This is a genomic window from Blastocatellia bacterium (assembly GCA_025054955.1).
Lineage (GTDB): Bacteria > Acidobacteriota > Blastocatellia > HR10 > J050 > JANWZE01.
This window is the reverse complement of record JANWZE010000043.1, coordinates 1-20,312: the sequence shown is the minus strand read 5'-3', so window position 1 is coordinate 20,312 and position 20,312 is coordinate 1. Positions and strand designations below refer to the sequence as shown.

Genomic DNA, 20,312 nt, shown 5'->3' with positions numbered 1-20,312 from the left:
ACAAAAGGATGGTGAATCATTTCCATGAGCGTTAAGTTTTACCTGGAACCCTACAGTCATATTCCGGCGCATGTCCAGATCAGCGATCGCATCAAACTGGCGCTGCTCACCGGTCAACTCCGCCCCGGCGACACGCTGCCCTCGATCCGCGATGTGGAAAAGGAACTTGGTCTGAGCCGTAACATCGTGCGGCGCGCCTATCTGGAATTGGAAGAGTACGGCATCCTCAAACTCAAGCACGGCAAAGGCGTCATCGTTCACAATGACCTTTCGTATCCGTCCGATCTCTCGCTGGCCAAGCGCAGCCAACGACTCTGCCAAGAAACGCTCGCCAAAGCCAGCGCGGCTGGGATTGTCGCCTCGTCGCTCGCCCGTATGTTGTATCAGATGGCCTTGGAACAGGAGCGCCTCCATCAACGGTTCTACTACGTGGACACGACGGAACCGCTGGCCCAAGACCGGGCAGCGCAGATCAGTCAAGCGTGGCAAATCAGCATTATCGGGTTGGCGACCCATCAGGTTCCCTCACTGGAAGCAGTCGCCGCTGACGTCAACCTCAAATTGTTCACCAGCTACTATCGCTACGGTGAGGTCTCGGCTCAGGCGGCCCGGCTGAACGCTGAGGTGATCCCAGTGGCGCTAAAATTCAACGAAGCCATGATCGAAGAGATCCAGCACATCCCTGATGGTTCAGTCGTCGAAATCGTGTTGGACGAGCATGACTTTGCTAGCTATGGCGGCCTGATCCTGAACAACTATCAACGCGGCTTCGCGCACAAGGACGTGTTGTTCAAAGTGATTGCGTTTACCTCCATCAACGACCTGAAAAAGCGGCTGAAGTCGGGCGAATGTCATACCATGATCATCAGCAACAAACTCTGGGATGACATGCCGGCTGACTTCAAACGACTCAAGGGCGTGCGACGGCCGAAAATGGATTTCGATGCGCGCGCCTCTGAGCAAGCGCGATGGCGCGCCGGCATTGTGATCTAAATGGTGCCCGCTCAGGCTGCATGCCATTATCCCTCGTCGAGGCCAGTCGGGTCGGCCGAAAGCGTGAGGAAGAACATGCCAGAGACGAAAATCGCGAGGATGCCGCACACCGTGTAGGCGATATTCCACGCGTTGAGGTCGCCCCCTAGCCATGTCGTCACCTGCGTGAGCGCCAGCGGCCCAAACGCAATGCCCAAGTTGACGGCCAGCGAGCCAGCAAAGGTGACACCAGTGGCCCGCAGCCGCGTAGGAAAATTCTCAGCAATGAACGTGAACTTCACCGCCGTCGTGCCATAGAAGAAGATCGTCATCAGGCAGTAGCTCACAGCCGTTGTCCACCACTGATCAGTCAGCCAGATCATCGAAGCAAACGCCAACGATCCTAACCACGCCCACAGGATAATGACGTTCCGCCGCTTGATGAAGAACTCGCCCACGATGGCCGCCACGATGTAACCAATCGAGCCGACTCCATACGACAAACCCACCAGCGCAATGGCCTCAGCCGGACTCCACCCGCGCGCTTTTTGGAAGTACAAATTCAGCAAAATCGTCGTCCCATACGCGAACACGTGAAAGAATTCGCCGAAAAATAGCATCGCCGTCTTAAATCGCAGCTCTGGACTGAACAGGTCCGACCATCGCGCCGGACGCTCAGCCGGATTGCCGCCAACCGGGTCCGCAACGGAGGCCGCGCGACGCGCCTTGGCCGCTAGAAAGGCTTTTGTCTCATTCAGGTATTTGTGGATGACCCACATGTAGGGAATGCTTAGCAAACTGACGAAAAACACACGGCGCCACGCGCCCGCTTCCCACGCTTGCTGCCCGACCAACCAAAGCACCAGCAGTGAACATTGCGACGCCAAAAACCAGCCCAGCGGATACCCAATTTGCAAGATGCCTGATAGCAACCCGCGATAACGCGGCGGCGACTCTTCCACCACAATCGTTCCCACAACAGGCGACTGAATGCCGCCCATCGCAAATCCCAGCGTGCGCAGCATCAGCAACGTGACCGTGTGATGCGCCCAGTACATCGCCGTCACAAATAATGAGCCGACCAGCATGGATAAACTGAAGACCGCTTTTCGGCCGATGCGATCGGTCAACACGCCCAACGCAGCAATGCCTGAACCGGCCAACACAAATACCAACGCTGTGTACCATCCAACTTGCGCCACGCTCCAGCCAAACTCACGGACGATCTGCGGCAGCACAAACTGGAATAACGCCTGGTCCATATTCTCCAGGCTCACGCCAATCAGACAGATGAAGAACACCCGCAGCGGATATCCGCGAATCTGTGACCACATGGGCGTCCATCCAGATGACGGCGGGCGGGTCGTCACGGCATGTTCAGGCAGTGTTGACATGTGTGGTTTACTGACGCTGGAAAAATTCTAACATCACACCATCGGGCGCCTTGGCCGTCATGGCGCTGACAGGGCCATAAGGGTCAATCTCCACTTGAACCGGCGAGCAGATGATTTGTGCACCGCTCTGTTTCAACGTGTCGTACACGTGATCAAGCGCATCAGTTTCAAACGAAATCAGCAGGGCACCTCGATGTGGCGGCTTGGAAATCTCAGCCAATGAAGCGCCCGTGATGCCTTGGTACTGAAGCAATCCGATTTTACCTGACTTGCCCTGCTCTGATCCCAGCAACACCATTCTGAGACTGACCCCTGTCGGCAGGCCGATCAACCGCTGAAGCTCAGCTTGATTGATCGTCACGTCATCGGTCACCCGCAGGCCTAGCGCGCCGCTATAGAACGCCAATGCTTGATTGAGGTCCGGCACAAGATATGACGTCGTCGCCATCTCGCTGAACAACGTCTCATCGGCCACCTCCACATATTTGGAGCGCGACACGCCAAACAATTGAATCACGCCCAGTATCGTCCCGTCAGGCCCATTGATGTGCCCTTCAAGCGATTCACCCTCATTGTTGGGCAATGCGTACCGCTGCGGTGACGTGCGCCATTGCCAGCCATGACTCAGCAACGCTTGCTCCGCTTGCTGAAAATCGCTCACCATAAAATCCACAATCTTGATTGCGCCTGTATCCCACGGCTCTGCTTTCTCACGGATGATCACCTCTGAGACTGGCTCGAATCGCACAAGCCGTATGCGTGAACCGGAGACGCCAGGCTTTCCCAAAATGACCGATTGAGCTGACATGAACGTCGGCAGTCCCCACAACTTTTCAATTTCTGGGCCGAAGAGTTCTTGTCGCGCAATCACCTCCATACCCATGACATCGCGAAACAACGTCAGGCCACGCTCCAGATCGGCAACGCTGAGCGTGGTGAAACGAATTTGACTAAGCATGAAACGACCTCCACGAAGCCCTCTTCGAGGGAAATCCGAAATCCTAAATCCGAGATCCCAAACGTTTCGAATTTCGGGTTTCGTGCTTCGGATTTCCACAGCCCTCTTCGAGGGAAATCCGAAATCCTAAATCCGAAATCCCAAACGTTTCGAATTTCGGGTTTCGTGCTTCGGATTTCCACACAGGGGTTACGGATCACTAATCACGAATTCTGTGCTACTCTGTGTAATCTGTGGCTTCACTGCCACGAATCACGAATCGGAGAGCAGGTCATGAGCATTCACTTCGGACTGGCATTGGATTTTTGGAGCGTCTCCAAACCACTTCATCAGCGATTAGACGAGTACGTCCAATTGCTCACTCTAGCCGAACAACTGGGATTCGAATCGGTCTGGGCTGGCGAAAATCGTCCATCGGTTCCAGAGCCAGGGCACGTGCCATCTCCTTTGCTGGTGCTGGCATCGCTGGCCCGCAGCACGCGACTACGACTGGGCACCGGCGTGCTGCTCTTGCCGCTCTGGCATCCACTGCATCTAGCCTACGACGTCGCGTTGCTTGATCACTTGTCGGGCGGCCGATTCGTGCTGGGCGTCGGAGCTGGCTCGCCCGCGTTGATGAAACGTTACGGCATCCCATACCACGAAGTTGGCTCGCGGATGGATGAAGCGCTCACGCTGTTGAAAACGCTGTGGGCAGGCGGCGACGGGTTTCATGGCACCCATTTCAACGTCAAGGGCCGCCTCTATCCCGCTCCGATGCAACCTGGCGGCCCGCCGATCTGGGTTGGAGGAAAAATTCGCCGCTCGGTCGGGCGCGCTGCCACGCTGGCCGACGGCTGGTATGCAGCTACACAATACCACTTCCAACTGATCAAGACGCAGATCGAACGCTATCGAGGTTTTCTCGCAGCGCAGGGTCGAGACCCGGCATCGGCAGTCGTGGCGATGAACCGCACGGCATTCGTGGCCGAGACCGACGAGCAAGCTCGACACGAAGGAAGACCCTATATCAGTCAGGTGCTCCATTTCTACGCTCAATTCGGCATGATCCACGACGCAAGCGGCCAACCGCTCGATCCGCGCCGTGTTGATCTATTCGAAGCCGTCGGCGACGACATCTACTTCTGCGGCAGCCCACAGACAGTTTTAGAAAGCATCCGAAAGTATCAAGCTGCCGGCGTGACCCATTTCAACCTGCGCATCTCGCCGGGCGATATGCCGCTGGCGCTGGCCATGCGCACGGTGACACTGCTTGGCGAACACGTGCTGCCCCAACTGAGACATTAAATGTGCTCCAAGCGTTCCCGCCGGCGCTCCAGTCTCATCGTTTCTGAATGTCGCTGCCGGCGCGATGAACAGCTTCTTTGTGTCGAGCCTCAAAATTGGATCACAGCGATAAAGATATTGGCCACGAGGCCAGCCCAACTGATCAGCATAGGAACAGTCGCTGCTCGCATCTGGCGAGTGAGTCGCTTTTCCAGCTCCTCTGTTGAGCCTTGTTGCGCAATGATTGAGAGCGTCGGTAGGAATTCTCTTAACGCAAATCGCGCCCAGAGGCCGCAGGCGACCACACCGGCAAAGATCAATGATTTCCATCGCAAGTAGTCGAGAAAAAGAAGTGTTTCGTCCTGCCAAGCTCTCAGCGCGAGCCAAGCAAAGCCAATCACCACAGCGCAACGAAGCAATGTATCGAACCAGATGAAACCGCGCTGGCACGTTCGCAACCACGCGACGCCCGCATCACGAACGTTGAGAGCAAACGCGGTCACAGTTGCAATCAACCAGAGAAACGTCAGCGCAGCCAGCCACTGCATCCATTGAGCGGTTGTATCCGCAGGCCATCCCACGAACCCCAAACGTCCCACGAATACAAGCGCCAATGCGACCAGCACCGTCAACACCAGACTCAGCGCCGGCCACAGCCCCAGCCAGACCATCAAACGAGCGAATTGCGCGCGCGTTTCAACAGACGATTGATGCCGACCAATCAACCAACCGCAGGCCAGCACGCCAATGTCCACGCCCAACCAGGTGGCCAGCAGCAGAATGTGAGCGGTCTTGAGCAAAACAAATGAATCAAACATCAGCCCTCTTCGAGGGAAAGCCCAAGCCCTCTTCGAGGGAAATCCGAAATCCTAAATCCGAAATCCGAAACGTTTCGGATTTGGGGTTTCGTGCTTCGGATTTCCCCGCAGGGGCTTGGGATTTCGTGCTTCGAATTTCGGATTTCTCCCGGCGGGGGTTTACCCCCAGGGCCTCATGGCGCCTGGCTGCTGCGTTGCATCATTCCGGCTTGGCCACCACTAGGACGAGAGCAGGCCGCGAAGATGCCCGAGGCCTGGCTGCTGCGTTGCATCATTCCGGCTTGGCCACAGCCAACCAACTGATCAAGATCAGTAGTAACCAGATGCTCCATACGAACATCTGCGCCGGTCGCGCCACCTGTGTCAACCTCGCTTCACGTTCGGGCGACGAACCATTGGCAGCAATGTCGCTCATGCAGGCGACAATGCGGGGAATCACGATGCGGATGCCAACGCCACACGCCACAATACCGGCAAACAGGATTAACTTCCACGCCAGCCACGCTGAGCGGAACGGCCCCGCGCCGGCCAATGAAGCAACCGCAAGCAGCGCCAGCGCCAGCGATACGCCAACGCGCCAGTAAATATCAAACGTGCGAAAGGCGCGTTGAAACCGAACATGCGCAGGCGACCGCGTCTGACCGGCAGGCGGATGCGTCACCCAGTATTGATGCCATACACCAGCAAGCCACAACAAGCCGATCAAGGCGCTCACTTGCGCCAGCAGACTGCCTGTCGGGCCGCTCAAGCCGAACTCACCCAGATGCGTCATGTACAAGCCCAGCATCAACAGAATCACCAATGCTGAGCGCGGCCCCATATCGAGCAAGTCTGAAAGGTGACTCATCGAAAGCCGCGTTGAAACCGAGAGCGTCGCGTCGCGCATACGCCGAAACGAAGCAAATGTCCCGATGTCGGTTCCTAACCACAGAACCGCCATCAGAATGTGAATCGCCTTCAGAATGTCATAGAGAAGCTCCATAACCCTCTTCGAGGGAAATCCGAAATTCCAAATCCGAAATCCGAAACGTTTCGGATTTCGGGTTTCGCGCTTGGAATTTGCCCGCAGGGGCTTCGGCGCTTGGGCATGCTACTGAGCTTCATTCGGACTTGAACCGGCGATCTTCAACCAGCTCGATCCATTCACCCGATGGTCCAACCGTGACAGCAACGCGCCGCCCATCGTATGGGGCTGTATTGATCTTCTTCGGCGGAGCCACAAACTTGACGCGCAACGAATCGAGCGAGTTCACAATGAACGAAACCATCGCCAGGCCCGGCGGCATATCACCTGCTCGCTGTGGCCGCTCTGTCGCCGACGCAGGATACTGGTCAACTTCGATCAAAAAATCTTTGACGAATTGCACAATCGCGAGCGGATGTAATTGCTCAGGATCAAGCCCGTGCGCTTTAGATAAAGCTGACATACGCACGCCCATCGGCTTCGTTGTCGGCATGTTGAACTGCTCACGATAGAACCGTGTTGCTTGCTCAATATCCTTGACGCCCAGCACCACGATGAAGACGCGATCTACGTCCGTCTGCGCGCTGCCTAGATTGAAGCCTGACGCGCCGGGAATGATCCGCGTCAGATACAGCACCTCATTGGCCGGGCCAAGCACTTGCATTGCGCGAATGTTCTCGTCCGAAGATAGATTTCTCGGCGGCCCAATGATGCGAAAAGGCGACCCCTCCAATTGATGCGCCAGCCGGTCAACATCCTTGACGAGGATTTCTGTGCAATTCCATCCGAATGTGCGCAGCGGCTCATAGCCGGGCACCAGCGGCATCTCAATGAAACGCAAGTAGACCGGCTGGCCGCTCTCCGGCTGCAACAAGAGATAACGCCGACCAACTACGTTCGGCGCGCCCCACGCTCTGGCTAAAGCTGCGGTGACTTTGCCGCGAGCCACGACCTGGTAGTTGAAATACTGACGGTATGCTCGTTCGACGGCTTCCAAGTCGTGCGCCGCGATCGTGACGATCATGATGAATCTCAGCAGGGGTTCGAGCATTGAAGAGTACCTCACTCATCATGACATGATGAAAACGATTTGACTACGAAAACCACCACACCCTCTTCGAGGGAAATCCCAAGCCCCTGCGGGGAAATCCGAAGCACGAAACCCCAAATACGAACGTTTCGGATTTCGGATTTCGGATTTCGGATTTCCCTCGAAGAGGGCTTGGGATTTCGTGCTTCGGATTTCGGATTTCCCCGCAGGGGTTCCGCATGGCAATCAATCGCCCGAAACTATCTCGCCGTAGACTCAGTCTCTATCAGCGTCCAGAAGTGTCCATCCGGCGCCACGAACGAGAAACTGCGTTCGCCGAATTCGTTGACCATGATCGGCGTGACGCCGGAGGCGCGACTGGCTTTGACACGTTCGTGATAGGACTCAAGCGGAGCGACTCGATAGGTGTAGAGCGATAAGCCTAAACAGCCTGGCTTGGATCGGTGCATGAGGTTTTCTTCCTTGACAGCGGTTGGAATTCGCCTGAGCAGGAGTCGCCCTGAGATGGCTTCTTCAGGCCGTGATCCCGAGCGCGGATTATCAAACGTTGAGCCAAAATACTGATCGCCTGGCTGCATGCCGTAGAGTCGTCGTGAGGATTCATCCAGCGTGTGGTAGGTTACATGCCGTTCCAGGCTCTGGGGCTTCAGGCCGAGCACGTCACGATAAAACGTAGCGTCATCGGGATTGTCACTCTGAAAGACCAAACCAACATGCGTGATCTGGCTGGCGCGGAATTTGGCGGCTTCATTGACTCGGCCATAATGCGGCAAATCGTAACCAAATCGTTGGAAGAACATATTTCGCGTCAGTGGCTGCAAAACGATCAGCTCGCGCACACCCATCAGTTTTCCGACAAACGGTTCAGCTTTACCAAAATCGTAAATCTCTGAATACTGAGGCGGCACAATTTTAATTGGATAGCCAGCCCGCTCAGCCGCTTCAGCATGGTTGAAGAGGTCCAACACATCCTTGGTCAGCGTAGACGTCCACCGGCTTCCCGGCGCTAACATCTTCGCCAGGCCAAGACCTTCATTGACCGGCCGCTCCCACACCATCAACCGCACCAACCCATGATCAGCCTCCTGATGATAGAGCCGGATGGAGCGTAGGGCAGAATCCACGCCGTACAATGCTTTCGCCTGCGAGGCGCTGAAGTGGCCACTCACCCCAATGCGATAGCCAAACAGCTCCCAATATCGAAGCTGAGGAATCGGGTCGGTCACGCCAATGCAGACTTCGTAGATGCCGCCGATCGTCAGGCGATCCGCCTGCGTGGGCATGGCCCACATCGTTATCCCAATGAGTAACACAATCGCGCGCCATCTCATACTGATGAGCCTCATCGCTTGCGTTTGCTCTTCTCTGCTTGCTCAAGCAGGTATTCGACTAACAGCTTTTCATAATAGCTCTTCGTCTTCTTGCTGGCTGACTGCAGATACCCGACAATTGCCTCCCGCTTCAACTGGGCATCACACCGATCATAGACGCCGCGCAGGTAATTCCGGCTCAAGCTCACTTCGGCGGCATAGTGGCCGCGATCGGCAGCCTGTTGCCAAAGCGGAAGCGAACGGCAATGGTCTGGCTTCATGAATCCCTCTTGTCCGTCAGCGTAAATCAAACCGGCCACGAATTGAGCTTGACGATACCCCAGCGCAGCGGCTTTCTCCACATAGCGGAAGCCACGAGCATATTCTTTGTTGTAGAACAAGACGCGCCCCAGTTGATAGTTCAGACGAGGATTGTCAGGCTCGGCGGTCACCGCTTGCTCACACGCCGCAATGGCCGGCGCCAGCGCCTGCATCAGCGTCGCTGTGGCTACGCCCTCGGTCAGCTTGTCTGGATCAGACGGATGCGCGGCCAGCCGGTCACATTCGGTCACCTGCCCATAAACGCTTATCCTCTCAGCGCAACACAACAGAAATAGAGACATCAACACAAAATGCAGTTTGCTCATTTTCTACTCCGAAAACGCAGACACAGATTCACTGACGAAGAGATTTTCAATTGGTCAATCAGTGAATCTGTGCTTGCAGTGAATCTGTGCTTGTTCTTCATCTTTTCTCCCGCGTCCTCACCGACGATATGAACCACTCTTCTAGGACGCGCCTTCGGGAGCCAGTGATTCAAGGATGTACTCCAGACCGAATTCATTCCAATCGTACTTCACTAACAGATGGTCGGAGCCGGTCACCCACAGGTCGGCTGGAGCAATGCTTTTCTCGCCGGATGTGAGGCGAAAGTGGGTCGCCTGAAATGTGCCCGCCGGCACGCGAATTTGCTCATCGCCGATGATGGTTGCAGAGATCGCTTCCAATCGCCCAAGCGGGCCATCGATGCCATTCCACCGCGTCGAAGTATTGTAGTGGACAACCTGCTGCTCGCCGGGTTGCGACAGGTCGAGACACCAACAGAACCAACCATCCAACATCACCGCATGGGTCTCAATGTGAAACAGCCGGGGCACCTGTAGCGTCTGAACAGCGCGACCGAACGCAGCGCCATCGGCGACGACATGAAGCTGATCTCCGTCAACACGAAAATAACCAGCGCCAACAAATTGATCAGCGACCTGCAAGCGAACAAACACATCAGCGGGCCGATGATCAAGACCAAGCGTATAGGTTGCATCACGAACAAACGCGGAGTCATCGGTCATGGATAAACACCTCATCGTGCGTGTTCCATCGCGATTGCGCGTCAATGACCAAAACTCGCGCCCCCGCTCGCGACCTGTCGCTTTCTGGCGGTAGGAGAGCTTGCCATATAGATGCTGAAATTGGCCCATGCAATCTTCCGCCCTTAATACCAGATGGCTGGCTGCTCATCGCTTCGGCGCTCGTCAATGATGGTCACCTTGACCAACTGGCCGTGCTCAAACGTTTGCCAGATGCGCGATTTTCGATCAGGCCGACTGACCACAATCGTCTCAACGATGCGGATGTGAGGCCGGTCCTTCCAGTAGTAATCAAAGATCGAAACGTCATCGCTGACGCGAGTTGTCTGACCATGCAATTGAGCGTCTTCAAACACCAACTCCTCGCCCACGAAACGCGCGCGAAAATCGAACGTTTGCTGCTCATCTGTGCCAACTCTGTAAATGATGCGTTCATACCACTGGTCGCCTTCCAACCGGCACTCCTGCCGACTGGTATACCGATCCAACACTGTGCCATCAGGCGTCAGATGCGTGTACGTGCCCAACCAAACACCAGCAATCGCTTGCAATCGTTCCCGTTCAGTCATCGCTCATCTCCGCAACAAGGCTCGTGAACCACGCCACCAATATTAGGTCTATTGCTGCTGGCCTTGCAGGCGACATCCCTGAGTCCGTTGACCCACTATCTTCGGCCTGTCCGACGTCACCCGAGCGCCCGACTTACCACGGCAGCGGCTCGCCATCATAGTGAATGAACCTCCCCGATTGCTCGATTGTCGCCTCAGCAATCAACTGCCTCACGTGGCGCACACTGTCGGACGCCTCCAGCAGCGCGTGCTTTCCGCCCATCGCTGTCTTGACCCAACCCGGACAGAAAATCAACACACTGATACCGCGCGACGCGACATCGCGAGCCAGCGTCGCCATCACCATATTGCCCGCCGCTTTGCTGGAACGATAGGCATAGGTTCCACCATCGGTTCTGGCGATCGAGCCTAATGAACTGGAAATATAGACCAGCTTTTTTTGCTCGCTCATGGCCACGTGCTCGATGAACGCCTCGGCCATTTTGAGCGGCCCCATGGTATTGGTCCGTATTACCATTGACCAAATGTCATAGTCCATCATGCCGAACTGTTGTCGCGGATCATTCTCTGAGCGAACTTTCGGGCCATACACGCCAGCGTTGTTGATCAAGACATCAATTGCCGTGCCCCGCAGCCTATCGGCCAGCGCGTCGATCGCGGCGAAATCGGTTACGTCCAGCTCATGAATCTCAATCAACGGTTGATACGATTTTGCTAGCGCCTGCAACTCTGCGGCCGCCTGCAGATTTCGGCAACAGGCATGAACACGCCAGTTGTCAGCAGCATACTGGCGGACGAATTCCAGCCCTAAGCCTCTATTTGATCCAGTGACCAAAACGGTGGACATAGCCCTTTCCGAGGGAAATCCCAAGCACAAAATCCGAAATTCAAAACGCTTGGGATTTCAGATTTGGGATTTCGGATTTCCCCACCACGCACTCAACGCTGAATGAACTCGTGCAACAAGCCGTCAGGTGACCGCACGCTCATCGCAGTGAACGAGCCTTCTGGGCCGAAATCCACAACCTCCGGCGCGGCCACAATCTGCACGCCTTCGCCCGCGAGCCGGTGCGCCAGGTGATCGAGGTCATCCGCCGTGAAACTCAGCATACAATAACCGGTGCGCGGCAACCCGCCTGATGGTCGAGAATCAAGCTCCGGGTAGTGCAGTAATTCCACCTTGCCGGTCACGCTCTCGCCCGATGTGAGCAACACTAACCCTAGCCTCGTCCCCGGCGGCAAGCCAATCAGCGCATCCAAGGCCGGCATGCACAACTCTGTGCGCAGCCAGACGCTCAAGCCGAGCGCGTCTCGATAAAAGGCGACGGCTCGATCCACATCATGGACGACCTGCGGGCAGGTCACCACTTCGCTGTAGGCCTCACCGGGCGGTGTCAGCTCCGGCCGCGGCGGATTGACCTCAATGAGCATGATCGCCTCCTCGTCAGGACCACGCACCATCGCTTCTTTGACGAGCCGGTCGCCAGCGGTGTATGAAACAGGACCATCCGAGGGCAAGCGAGCGCCGCGGCGTTTCAACTCATCCAGTCGAGCGTGAATATCTGCAACCATGAAATTGACACCAAAAAGCCCTACATCCCACGGACGCTGATGGTCTCGCATCGGGCGAGGTTCAACCCCGGCGCACCGGATCAATCGAAGCTGGCCCGCCATCGGATTGTGCTCATTGCACAGCAACGCCACTTCAATCTCGCGTTCATCCGGCAGGCCCCAGTGTTTCTTGAGCAGCTCGCCGCCCATTCGGTAACGATGTCGCAGATGCCATCCGGTGAACGCCGTGTAGAAGCTCAGCGATTCATCCATCCGCGACACATGAAGCGTCACAGTTCTGATTTCACTGATCATGAATGCCTCATCCTCTGAAACGGTTCTCCTGACTCACTCGTTGTCTCACAGCTCATGTTCGTCACGTCTGTGCTAATCTGTGCAATCTGTGGCTTCATTTCCTATGAGCCGCACAAGCGGCCATGATACACCCGCCAATCCAGCATGCCGCCGTTACTGCACGCGTGCTCGATCAACACCGAACGGCGCTCATCACTCGGCAGGAAACTCCCAATGAAAAATCTTCTCAGCAACGATCTTCAGCAACACCGATTGACCAAGGCTCTGGATATATTGCCAAGCGGGATGATCCGGATGCCCATAGTAGCGATAGATCAACGCTTGGCGAAACCGCTCATGCATGACCGGGTCTTCGATAATCTCAGCCCGTCCCTGAATGACAATCCCCTTGATGGTTGGCTCTGTGGTATCAATCGTGAAGCACACTTTGGGGTTGCGGAGGATATTGCGAAACTTCTTTCGGTTTCGCTGTGTGCCCATATAGAGTTCGCCATCCATCAGCGCATAGTACACCGGCGTGGTATGCGGCGTGCCATCGGGATCAACCGTTGACAGACGCCCCACCTTCTGCTGTCCAACATAGACTGCCCATTGGCCCGATAGTTTCTCGCTCATCACTTCCCTCTTCTGTGTCACGCCTGGAGCGTGACCTTTCTCTATCTGATTCGACCTCACGCCATCTGGAGTACGACGCGCCCGTGAATCTGACCGGCTCTCAATCGTTGAAGCACGTCGTTGATCGCTTCAAGCGGCTGCACTTCGATCAAACCATGCACTTTTCCTTCAGCAGCGAACTGGAGCGCTTCCTGCAAATCCTTTCGCGTGCCGACGGTCGAGCCTTTCAGCGTGAGCTGCTTAGCCACCATCGTATGCACCGAAACCGGACACTCACCCTGAGGCAGCCCAATAAAGACACACGTTCCACGACGCCTGAGCAGATGGATTGCTTGTTCATAAGCAGCGAGCGACGATGACGTGACTAGAACAGCATGCGCCCCGCCAATCTGTCGGCGCACTTCACGCCGGGTGTCTTGATGCAGCGCATGAATAGCGATCTCAGCGCCCAATTGACGCGCCATCGCCAGCTTCTCATCTACCACATCTACAGCGACGACATGCAGTCCCATAGCTTTGGCGTATTGAACGGCCAGATGACCTAAGCCACCAACACCCAATATGACGACCCATTCGCCTGGCCTGGCACCGGTTTCTTTCAGTCCCCGATAAGGCGTCAGCCCGGCGCATAAAATCGGCGCCGATTCCAAAAATCCTAACGCCGCCGGCAAATGCGCCAGGTAAGCTGCCTGCGCGATGACATACTCAGCGTAGCCGCCGTCAACCGAATAACCGGTGTTTTGCTGATGCGCGCATACGTTCTCGTGTCCACTGAGGCATTCATCACAGCGACCACACGTTGAATGAAGCCAGGCTACGCCGACTCGGTCGCCTTCTTTGACCGTAGTCACTCCCAAGCCAACGGCTGCGACATATCCGGCAATTTCATGACCGGGGATGAACGGCAACCTGGGTTTAACCGGCCACAAGCCATCAATCGCCGACAAGTCTGTGTGGCAGACGCCGCTGGCCACCACCTTGACCAGCACCTCACCACTCGCCGGTGATGGAACAGGCACTTGCTCCACCACCAACGGTCGGCTGAACTGATGCACGACGGCTGCCTTCATCACGGCTGGTGAATCAAGCCGCTTTAAGCTCGTCTGCGGAGCATCAACGAGCATCTGCTTCTTGCGCGTCTTGCGCTGACACGGATCAGCCTAGCGCCCCCTTCGTCCGTGGACCGTAGCCCTCTTCGAGGGAAATCCCAAGCCCTCTTCGAGGGAAATTCCAAGCACGAAATCCCAAATCCGAAACGTTTCGGATTTCGATATTCGGATTTCGGATTTCCCCGCAGGGGCTTGGGGTTTCGTGCTTCGGACTTCCCCACAGGGGTTACGGATCACGAATCACGAATCCAGGCCGCGCTTACTGAAATGCCTTGAACAAATCAAACGATTCGAGCACAACACCAAAGATGACGCTGCGACCGCGCGCCGGCGCTCGTTGGAACGGATCGGTGTAGAATTTGTTACCCAGATTATCCAACGAGAGCGTGAACGACATCTTGTAGTTTTCCGCCCGATGGGTGTATCCACTGCGCCAATTGTGAACCGTCTTGCCGGCCAATCCAGCCCAACCAAAATAATTGAGTCGGAGAAAATTGGGCTGAATGTCTGGGTCTAGACGCTTCACGCGCGTATGGGTTCGCGCGTCATATTCCGTCCACAACCGATCCCGTTTGTCAGACAACCGAACCGCCCACGTGGCCATGAACGGGATCACGCGCTCAAACGGCACATCGGAAAAGACCGGTCTGCCCGCCGCATCAGTTGTGCGCTCGCCAAATTCAAACAGCTTCTTGCCCGCGCGCGCGTTGGCCTGAAATTGGCGTTCCAGAAAATCAAACTGGCCGCGCGTCGGTAACAGGTCTTCGCCATGCCCCCAACTGGTCGTCCCAGAGATGGTCAGGTTGGCGAGGTCGCCCAATTTGAACGGCACGTCGAAGTCTGTTTCTAGCCCTTGAACGCGCGCCCGACCTGTGTTGAGCCGTTGCACCCATAACAGGAACTGGAAGCCCAATCGCTGAGCCAATGAGCCGGGGCCGCCGGCTTGAAATAGGGGCGGTGTTTGCTCGATGAAGTTTGTGTACGTATTGTTGAAGTATGTGAGCGAAGCGCGGAAGTATCGGTTGTTGACCTTGACTCCTGTGTCAACGTTGACGCCGCGCTCCGGCCGCAGATTCCCATTGGGAACAAAGATGAAACCAAATGTGCCAAAGGGAAATCCGCGAAACAGCCCAGCCTCAACCAACGCCGCTTGGCGGAAGCTATTTCCTATCCGCCCAAACAGACTCACCGTCGGATGAGGCCGTCCAATCACGGCAAAACTGCCCGTGTAGACATTCCGATCAAATGTAGCATTGCCTGTCTTGTTGATGACCGCAGCCAGCGGCGTCACACCGGTCCCATCAATGCCGGCAGGAAACGGTCCGTTGATGGCAATATCAAAGCCAGGCAGTGGGAATCCATTAGACGGCTGGAATTGCGTTCTGAAGCGGCTATAGCGGAACGTCCCTTCCAGCCGCAGCCAGCGAGCTACGTCATACTGCTCTTGCAGGAAAAAGGCTGCTTCCTGCGTATACCCATCCGGCACCCCTTTGCCAAAGCTTCCCGCATCGGACAACAAAAAACCATCCAACGGTGACCACGGCAACAAGACTCGACCTGTGCCGCCACGTGTGCTGTTGTAACGCCATTGTTGGAACTCGTCAGCCGAACGGTCACGCCAGAATTGATAACCGAGCAGCAGGTTGTTGCGAGGAATCAGTTGCAAATTGACGTTGACATCGAAGCCGGTAGTTCTCACGCCCTGCTTGCTGAAAGTCAACGCGCTCGGACGAATGTACGTGTCCAGCGTGGTCAGCGGGCCTCCAGGCGCGCGTGGCGGACTGGTGCGGAAGAAGGTTAGGCTGTCGCCAGGCCGGTATAGATACTGCCGATAAAACCCGCCAGCGATCCGCGAAATCACGCGATTGAGTTCCACCCCCTGATAGCGCACGCCGTAACGATCCACTCGATCAAACGAAGCAAAGAAATACTCAGGATGCCAGGGCACAGCTTCGCCCGGATAGCCGTATTTGCCCAGGTGCGTATTCATCTGCTTATAACGAATGTAATGGTTCGAATGCGGATGCACCCAGATGTTGAAGAACCCGGTCGCGCCATGAGCCTGCGTGCCAAAAACGGTTGTGGCTGTCGCATTGGCCGGAACGCCGAGGTTGACAAATCGCCGGTTCCATTCCTGCGACAACTCGAAATCTATCCGGTTATCGTTGCTGTTGGAGAGGAATTTCAGGAAATCCTGCTGCAACTGCACGGCTGCCAATGGGACGGTCCCGCCTGTGTTGCCAAAGTGATAGTAGCCGTATCGGTAGAGCGAACCCGACAGATTAAACGAGACCCACGGATTGGAAATGTTCAGCGTCACATTCCCTTTACGACCATCCTCGTTCTGGCTGTAGAGCCCTTGAAAGCGCGTTCCGAGAATCCAGCCCTGGTTCGGACGCGCCGGTACCCTGGAGGTAAAGTTAATCGTTCCCACCAACGAATCCGTTCCATAGAGCGAGGACCCCGTCCCCGCGACGACCTCGGCCGTATCAATCTGGAACGTTTCGATGAAGGCGCCGACCGAAGGACCAAACGTTTGAATCTCTGTGCGCGAATTATTCACCCGCTCGCCATCTACCACAATGAGCACGCGGCTCGACTGCAACCCGCGCAGATTGGGAGAACCGAGCACCGGACCCGGATTGAATATGAACAAACTTGGTGTGTTTTTTAGAAGCTCTCCCACGCTGGTGGGAACTCGCTGCTCGATGGTTTCAGCTACGTAGGTTGTCACATTCAACGGAATATCTTGCTCGGCTGCCAACCCACGACCGGCTGTCACCACCAGCTCTTCTTGAATCGTGCCCGGCGTCAGCACGACATCTTCTGTTCTCATCTCTCCTTCGATGACGAAGGTGCGTCCGTGACTGTTAAATCCGGCCGCCTTGACAACCAACCGGTAAGAACCGCTTGGCACATTCGTAATTTGATATTCGCCTCTGTTGTCCGTTTCTGTAGAGCGAACCCGACTGGACGCCAGGTTGATCAGTTCAACCTTGGCACCGACAACTGCTGCGCCTTCTGTATCGAGCACCGTCCCGCGCACACCGCTTTGAGCCGCCTTGACTGTCACGGTCCACCCCACCAACCACAGAAGCATCACTACCTGCGTGGCGTATCTCACCATGCTCCTTGACATAAATTTCTCCTCCCTTTCGGAAACAGCCGCTAGCACCAAGACGCCAGAGAGCATCTCGGCTCATCCTTGCGGCTCGGTCGCCGTGCGGCAACTGTTTTCATGGTTGATGGCGTACATCTGGTTGACTCGCTATTAAGCGACTTATACCTCCCACCTCTATGAACAACGGGGGTAGTCATAAGCCTGCCCACCTTGGCTGGCTGCTCCGCTCGTTTGTAACGGCCTGCTGTGAATTCAGCCCTCGCTAGCCGCCGTATGCGAAATGCAGCAGGGGAATATAGAGCATCCTCATCGGTTCGTCAAGAGCAGTAGAGACAATTGACTGAAAAAATAAACAGTCTCTCGATCCTACATGCCAGCTCGTCCACACGACACTGGTTGGCGATCACAGCGTCATTCGATCAGTGCCGCCCGTGCTTCAGCCTGTGGCTGTCAGCCAACGTCCAAGCAGGCGACCGAAGCTTAGCGACGGCGTCAGCAACATGCCGCCGCAGAACGCCTGGCCGCTGGTGGCCGCTGCGCCCAGAATTTCACCGGCTGCATAGAGTCCGGGAATCGGCTTTGCCTGCTCGTCCAACACTCGAAGCCGAGCATCAACCGCCAATCCGCCAAAACTGATCAGCGACGTGCCGTAGGTCAACAAGGCATAGAACGGTGGCTTCTCAATCGGGTGTGTCAGATGAGTCCGACCCAGCGGATCGCGCCCGCACAACACCGCCTCGTTATAACTCCTGACCGTCTGAATCAATCCGTTGGCATCAATGCCTGCCCGATGCGCCAATTCTTCCAGCGTGTCGGCTGACCAGATGACCGTTCCTTTAACGGCCTCAGCGCGAAGTTGCGCCGCGCTCCATTGGCGAACGATTGTTGTTTCCTCTGCGAGCGCCGCTTCATCGAAAATGCACCAGAACTTATGGCCAGGCTGCTCAAGCAAAGCGCGCTCGCGCCGGTCGGGGCTTGGCTCATCCTCAGCAATGAATCGCTGGCCATGAAGATTGACGTAAATTTCGCGCGGCAGGCGATAGGCCGGAGAAAACACGAGCGCCCAAGCAGTCCACCAGTCAGCGCGGCCTGAGCCGGGCTCTAATTCAAGACCGCCCAAGCTGGCCAGATACTTGTCTGCGTCACGAAACTGCGCGCCAAGGCGCCGCGCCGCCAGAATGCCATCGCCGGTGGATGTCTGCCGAGCTGTGCTGATCAACCGCGGATGCCCCGGCGTCACTTCAGCGAAAAACGAAGGATTCGAGGCATACCCGCCGGTTGTCAAAACAACTGCTCGACCACGTAATTCATTAGCGCCGTTGGGTCCACGTGCGACCACGCCGACGACTCGCCGATTATCTCCGACAAGCTCGGTCAGCTCATGCTTCAGCAAAACGGTGATGCGCTCTGAGGCAACGTGCCTGTCCCACAGAGGGCGGATCGTCTGCAAAATGGATTTTCCTGCCTCAACACCCCAGTAGGTGCGGGGCACGGAGTAAAGTTCATGGCCATAGACCAGCGCCGGCGTTTCGGGTGCAAAGGGAAAGCCCAGATCATCGAGCCAGTCAATTGTGCGCGGCGCTTCATCAACGGCTAATCGAACCAGCACGGGATCGGCTGTCCCGCGGCTGATCCTCATGACGTCTTGAAAATGGCGATCAGGGGAATCCTCAATTCCCTTCTGGCGTTGGCGACGCGTGCCGGCGGCGCTCATGTGGCCGCCGGTAATGTGCAGTGTGCCGCCAACCTCAGATGCCTTTTCGATGACCACCACCCTGGCGTGATGCTCAGCCGCCGTGATGGCGCAGGCCATGCCCGCCGTGCCCGCGCCAACAATAATCAAATCCCAATCGCCTAATGGACCGATCATACTCGGTCACACCCCTGCTCACAGTCGCCGATCATTGCAGCGGATTGCGTCCACTCATGAAGATGATCACGCGCTTGAATTTGCCATTCTCGAAGTCGAAGAAGTTGCAATTGTGCATGTCGTTGACTGTTCCATCCTTCAACGTGCCACGATAAATTTGCTCAGTCGCACATTTATTGCGCTCCGGTTCGACCACCCAGTTGAGCACTTCGTGATAGACATAGGTCGAGTTCTCATAAAACGCGGAGAACATATCGCGAATGGCTTGCTTGCCTTCAAACCGCTTATGGTCGGTCTGCACAATCAACACGGCATCCTCATTGAAACAATCAACGGTGGCCTCAACATCGCGGTTGTCAACGGCCTGGAAATACCGCGTCACCATGTCAACGAAGTATTGGCGCGGGTACTGGGTGGTGGTCTGTGTCGCTTCGCTCATAGCTTTTTGCCTCCCTAATCAAAATGTCAGCTTCAAGGCAAATTGAATCTGCCGCTCCGGTGTGGATGTTTGCAGGACACGGCCAAAGGCCGGCGAAACAAGATCGCTCGCCAGCACGTCGAAGCTAACGTGAATGAGTTAACACCTGAAATGAATAAGCCAACAATTGACGTGAATCAGTCAACGTGTGACGCAAATGAGTCAACAGGGATACGACCCATTAAGCCAACTTTCCTGGCTGAACTTGACTCATCACCCAGCGAGGCAGTAGGGGTCTCGCGGAAGCTGCTTCTGCTCCCACAGGGCTTCACCCTAAAGCCCTTCAGAAAACGAGAGGCAGTAGGAACCTCATAGAGGCCGTTCCTGCTGCCTCGTCAGCTAGCGGCGAGACCAGCCGAAACGCCCTATCGCTGGTTTTTTTGGAGGGTCTTCAGTTGACGCGATTTCCTGATGAGCGCGTCTATTCCGCCTCTTTATCGAACTCAAAATCTACGGGATGGTTGTGACCGTGCGCCACGATCCATTTGTAGAGCTCGGGCTTTCGACGCAACAGTCGCGCCGCAGCTCGTTCTTGATTCATTTCAACGGTAGAGTAGGGATTCCAGTGGAAGTGATTAAACAAC

18 protein-coding genes are annotated in these 20,312 nt (G+C 56.0%); 2 read left to right on the top strand and 16 right to left on the bottom strand.

The window, feature by feature from the left end:
- Positions 1–24: 24 nt before the first annotated feature.
- Positions 25–993 carry a GntR family transcriptional regulator gene (locus NZ823_05690; protein MCS6804624.1) on the top strand — a complete coding sequence of 323 codons (969 nt, stop codon included), beginning with the start codon at positions 25–27 and terminating at the stop codon, positions 991–993.
- Positions 994–1,019: 26 nt separating this feature from the next.
- Here NZ823_05690 and NZ823_05685 read toward each other — a convergent pair whose 3' ends face one another.
- Both NZ823_05685 and NZ823_05680 read right to left on the bottom strand, forming a co-directional pair.
- Positions 1,020–2,306 (bottom strand): MFS transporter, encoded by a 1,287-nt coding sequence (locus tag NZ823_05685; GenBank protein MCS6804623.1) that lies wholly within the window; start codon positions 2,304–2,306, stop codon positions 1,020–1,022.
- Between the two features lie 67 nt (positions 2,307–2,373).
- Positions 2,374–3,324, bottom strand: a complete 951-nt coding sequence (locus NZ823_05680) for a VOC family protein (protein MCS6804622.1) — start codon at positions 3,322–3,324, stop codon at positions 2,374–2,376.
- A gap of 273 nt (positions 3,325–3,597) precedes the next feature.
- Between NZ823_05680 and NZ823_05675 the strand changes: the two genes are divergently transcribed.
- Positions 3,598–4,611 carry an LLM class flavin-dependent oxidoreductase gene (locus NZ823_05675; protein ID MCS6804621.1) on the top strand — a complete coding sequence of 338 codons (1,014 nt, stop codon included), beginning with the start codon at positions 3,598–3,600 and terminating at the stop codon, positions 4,609–4,611.
- 89 nt (positions 4,612–4,700) lie between these two features.
- Here NZ823_05675 and NZ823_05670 read toward each other — a convergent pair whose 3' ends face one another.
- The 14 genes from NZ823_05670 to NZ823_05605 all read right to left on the bottom strand — a co-directional run bounded on the left by NZ823_05670 (position 4,701) and on the right by NZ823_05605 (position 19,689).
- A complete protein-coding gene (locus NZ823_05670; protein MCS6804620.1) occupies positions 4,701–5,408 on the bottom strand; it encodes a hypothetical protein in 708 nt (235 codons plus the stop codon).
- Between the two features lie 271 nt (positions 5,409–5,679).
- The gene (locus NZ823_05665) at positions 5,680–6,390 is read right to left on the bottom strand and encodes a hypothetical protein (protein MCS6804619.1); all 711 of its coding nucleotides are present in this window, start codon (positions 6,388–6,390) and stop codon (positions 5,680–5,682) included.
- 118 nt (positions 6,391–6,508) lie between these two features.
- On the bottom strand, positions 6,509–7,396 hold the full coding sequence (locus tag NZ823_05660; protein MCS6804618.1) for a VOC family protein: 888 nt from the start codon (positions 7,394–7,396) through the stop codon (positions 6,509–6,511).
- A gap of 266 nt (positions 7,397–7,662) precedes the next feature.
- Positions 7,663–8,754 carry a VOC family protein gene (locus NZ823_05655; protein MCS6804617.1) on the bottom strand — a complete coding sequence of 364 codons (1,092 nt, stop codon included), beginning with the start codon at positions 8,752–8,754 and terminating at the stop codon, positions 7,663–7,665.
- A gap of 11 nt (positions 8,755–8,765) precedes the next feature.
- Positions 8,766–9,380 carry a hypothetical protein gene (locus tag NZ823_05650; GenBank protein MCS6804616.1) on the bottom strand — a complete coding sequence of 205 codons (615 nt, stop codon included), beginning with the start codon at positions 9,378–9,380 and terminating at the stop codon, positions 8,766–8,768.
- A gap of 141 nt (positions 9,381–9,521) precedes the next feature.
- Positions 9,522–10,211: a hypothetical protein gene (locus NZ823_05645; GenBank protein MCS6804615.1), complete on the bottom strand. Its 690-nt coding sequence runs from the start codon at positions 10,209–10,211 to the stop codon at positions 9,522–9,524.
- 14 nt (positions 10,212–10,225) lie between these two features.
- Complete coding sequence (locus NZ823_05640; GenBank protein MCS6804614.1) at positions 10,226–10,669, bottom strand: hypothetical protein; 444 nt, start codon at positions 10,667–10,669, stop codon at positions 10,226–10,228.
- Positions 10,670–10,802: 133 nt separating this feature from the next.
- Positions 10,803–11,516 carry an SDR family oxidoreductase gene (locus tag NZ823_05635; protein MCS6804613.1) on the bottom strand — a complete coding sequence of 238 codons (714 nt, stop codon included), beginning with the start codon at positions 11,514–11,516 and terminating at the stop codon, positions 10,803–10,805.
- 92 nt (positions 11,517–11,608) lie between these two features.
- A complete protein-coding gene (locus NZ823_05630; GenBank protein ID MCS6804612.1) occupies positions 11,609–12,535 on the bottom strand; it encodes a VOC family protein in 927 nt (308 codons plus the stop codon).
- A 192-nt stretch (positions 12,536–12,727) separates the two neighbouring features.
- Positions 12,728–13,150, bottom strand: coding sequence for a pyridoxamine 5'-phosphate oxidase family protein (locus NZ823_05625; GenBank protein ID MCS6804611.1), 423 nt, complete (start codon positions 13,148–13,150; stop codon positions 12,728–12,730).
- A gap of 56 nt (positions 13,151–13,206) precedes the next feature.
- On the bottom strand, positions 13,207–14,274 hold the full coding sequence (locus NZ823_05620; GenBank protein MCS6804610.1) for a zinc-dependent alcohol dehydrogenase: 1,068 nt from the start codon (positions 14,272–14,274) through the stop codon (positions 13,207–13,209).
- A gap of 244 nt (positions 14,275–14,518) precedes the next feature.
- A complete protein-coding gene (locus NZ823_05615) occupies positions 14,519–17,398 on the bottom strand; it encodes a TonB-dependent receptor (protein MCS6804609.1) in 2,880 nt (959 codons plus the stop codon).
- A 418-nt stretch (positions 17,399–17,816) separates the two neighbouring features.
- On the bottom strand, positions 17,817–19,250 hold the full coding sequence (locus NZ823_05610; GenBank protein MCS6804608.1) for an FAD-dependent oxidoreductase: 1,434 nt from the start codon (positions 19,248–19,250) through the stop codon (positions 17,817–17,819).
- 31 nt (positions 19,251–19,281) lie between these two features.
- Positions 19,282–19,689 (bottom strand): nuclear transport factor 2 family protein, encoded by a 408-nt coding sequence (locus tag NZ823_05605; GenBank protein MCS6804607.1) that lies wholly within the window; start codon positions 19,687–19,689, stop codon positions 19,282–19,284.
- Positions 19,690–20,312 lie beyond the last annotated feature (623 nt).

Bases quoted from the DNA above. Each gene is read 5' to 3' on its own strand.
- NZ823_05685 (MCS6804623.1), bottom strand. From the start codon at position 2,306: ATGTGGTCACAGATTCGCGGATATCCGCTGCGGGTGTTCTTCATCTGT.
- NZ823_05670 (MCS6804620.1), bottom strand. From the start codon at position 5,408: ATGTTTGATTCATTTGTTTTGCTCAAGACCGCTCACATTCTGCTGCTG.
- NZ823_05625 (MCS6804611.1), bottom strand. From the start codon at position 13,150: ATGAGCGAGAAACTATCGGGCCAATGGGCAGTCTATGTTGGACAGCAG.
- NZ823_05660 (MCS6804618.1), bottom strand. From the start codon at position 7,396: ATGATCGTCACGATCGCGGCGCACGACTTGGAAGCCGTCGAACGAGCA.
- NZ823_05675 (MCS6804621.1), top strand. From the start codon at position 3,598: ATGAGCATTCACTTCGGACTGGCATTGGATTTTTGGAGCGTCTCCAAA.
- NZ823_05635 (MCS6804613.1), bottom strand. From the start codon at position 11,516: ATGTCCACCGTTTTGGTCACTGGATCAAATAGAGGCTTAGGGCTGGAA.
- NZ823_05620 (MCS6804610.1), bottom strand. From the start codon at position 14,274: ATGCTCGTTGATGCTCCGCAGACGAGCTTAAAGCGGCTTGATTCACCA.
- NZ823_05650 (MCS6804616.1), bottom strand. From the start codon at position 9,380: ATGAGCAAACTGCATTTTGTGTTGATGTCTCTATTTCTGTTGTGTTGC.
- NZ823_05640 (MCS6804614.1), bottom strand. From the start codon at position 10,669: ATGACTGAACGGGAACGATTGCAAGCGATTGCTGGTGTTTGGTTGGGC.
- NZ823_05665 (MCS6804619.1), bottom strand. From the start codon at position 6,390: ATGGAGCTTCTCTATGACATTCTGAAGGCGATTCACATTCTGATGGCG.
- NZ823_05630 (MCS6804612.1), bottom strand. From the start codon at position 12,535: ATGATCAGTGAAATCAGAACTGTGACGCTTCATGTGTCGCGGATGGAT.
- NZ823_05610 (MCS6804608.1), bottom strand. From the start codon at position 19,250: ATGATCGGTCCATTAGGCGATTGGGATTTGATTATTGTTGGCGCGGGC.
- NZ823_05645 (MCS6804615.1), bottom strand. From the start codon at position 10,211: ATGGGCCAATTTCAGCATCTATATGGCAAGCTCTCCTACCGCCAGAAA.
- NZ823_05615 (MCS6804609.1), bottom strand. From the start codon at position 17,398: ATGTCAAGGAGCATGGTGAGATACGCCACGCAGGTAGTGATGCTTCTG.
- NZ823_05680 (MCS6804622.1), bottom strand. From the start codon at position 3,324: ATGCTTAGTCAAATTCGTTTCACCACGCTCAGCGTTGCCGATCTGGAG.
- NZ823_05690 (MCS6804624.1), top strand. From the start codon at position 25: ATGAGCGTTAAGTTTTACCTGGAACCCTACAGTCATATTCCGGCGCAT.
- NZ823_05655 (MCS6804617.1), bottom strand. From the start codon at position 8,754: ATGAGATGGCGCGCGATTGTGTTACTCATTGGGATAACGATGTGGGCC.
- NZ823_05605 (MCS6804607.1), bottom strand. From the start codon at position 19,689: ATGAGCGAAGCGACACAGACCACCACCCAGTACCCGCGCCAATACTTC.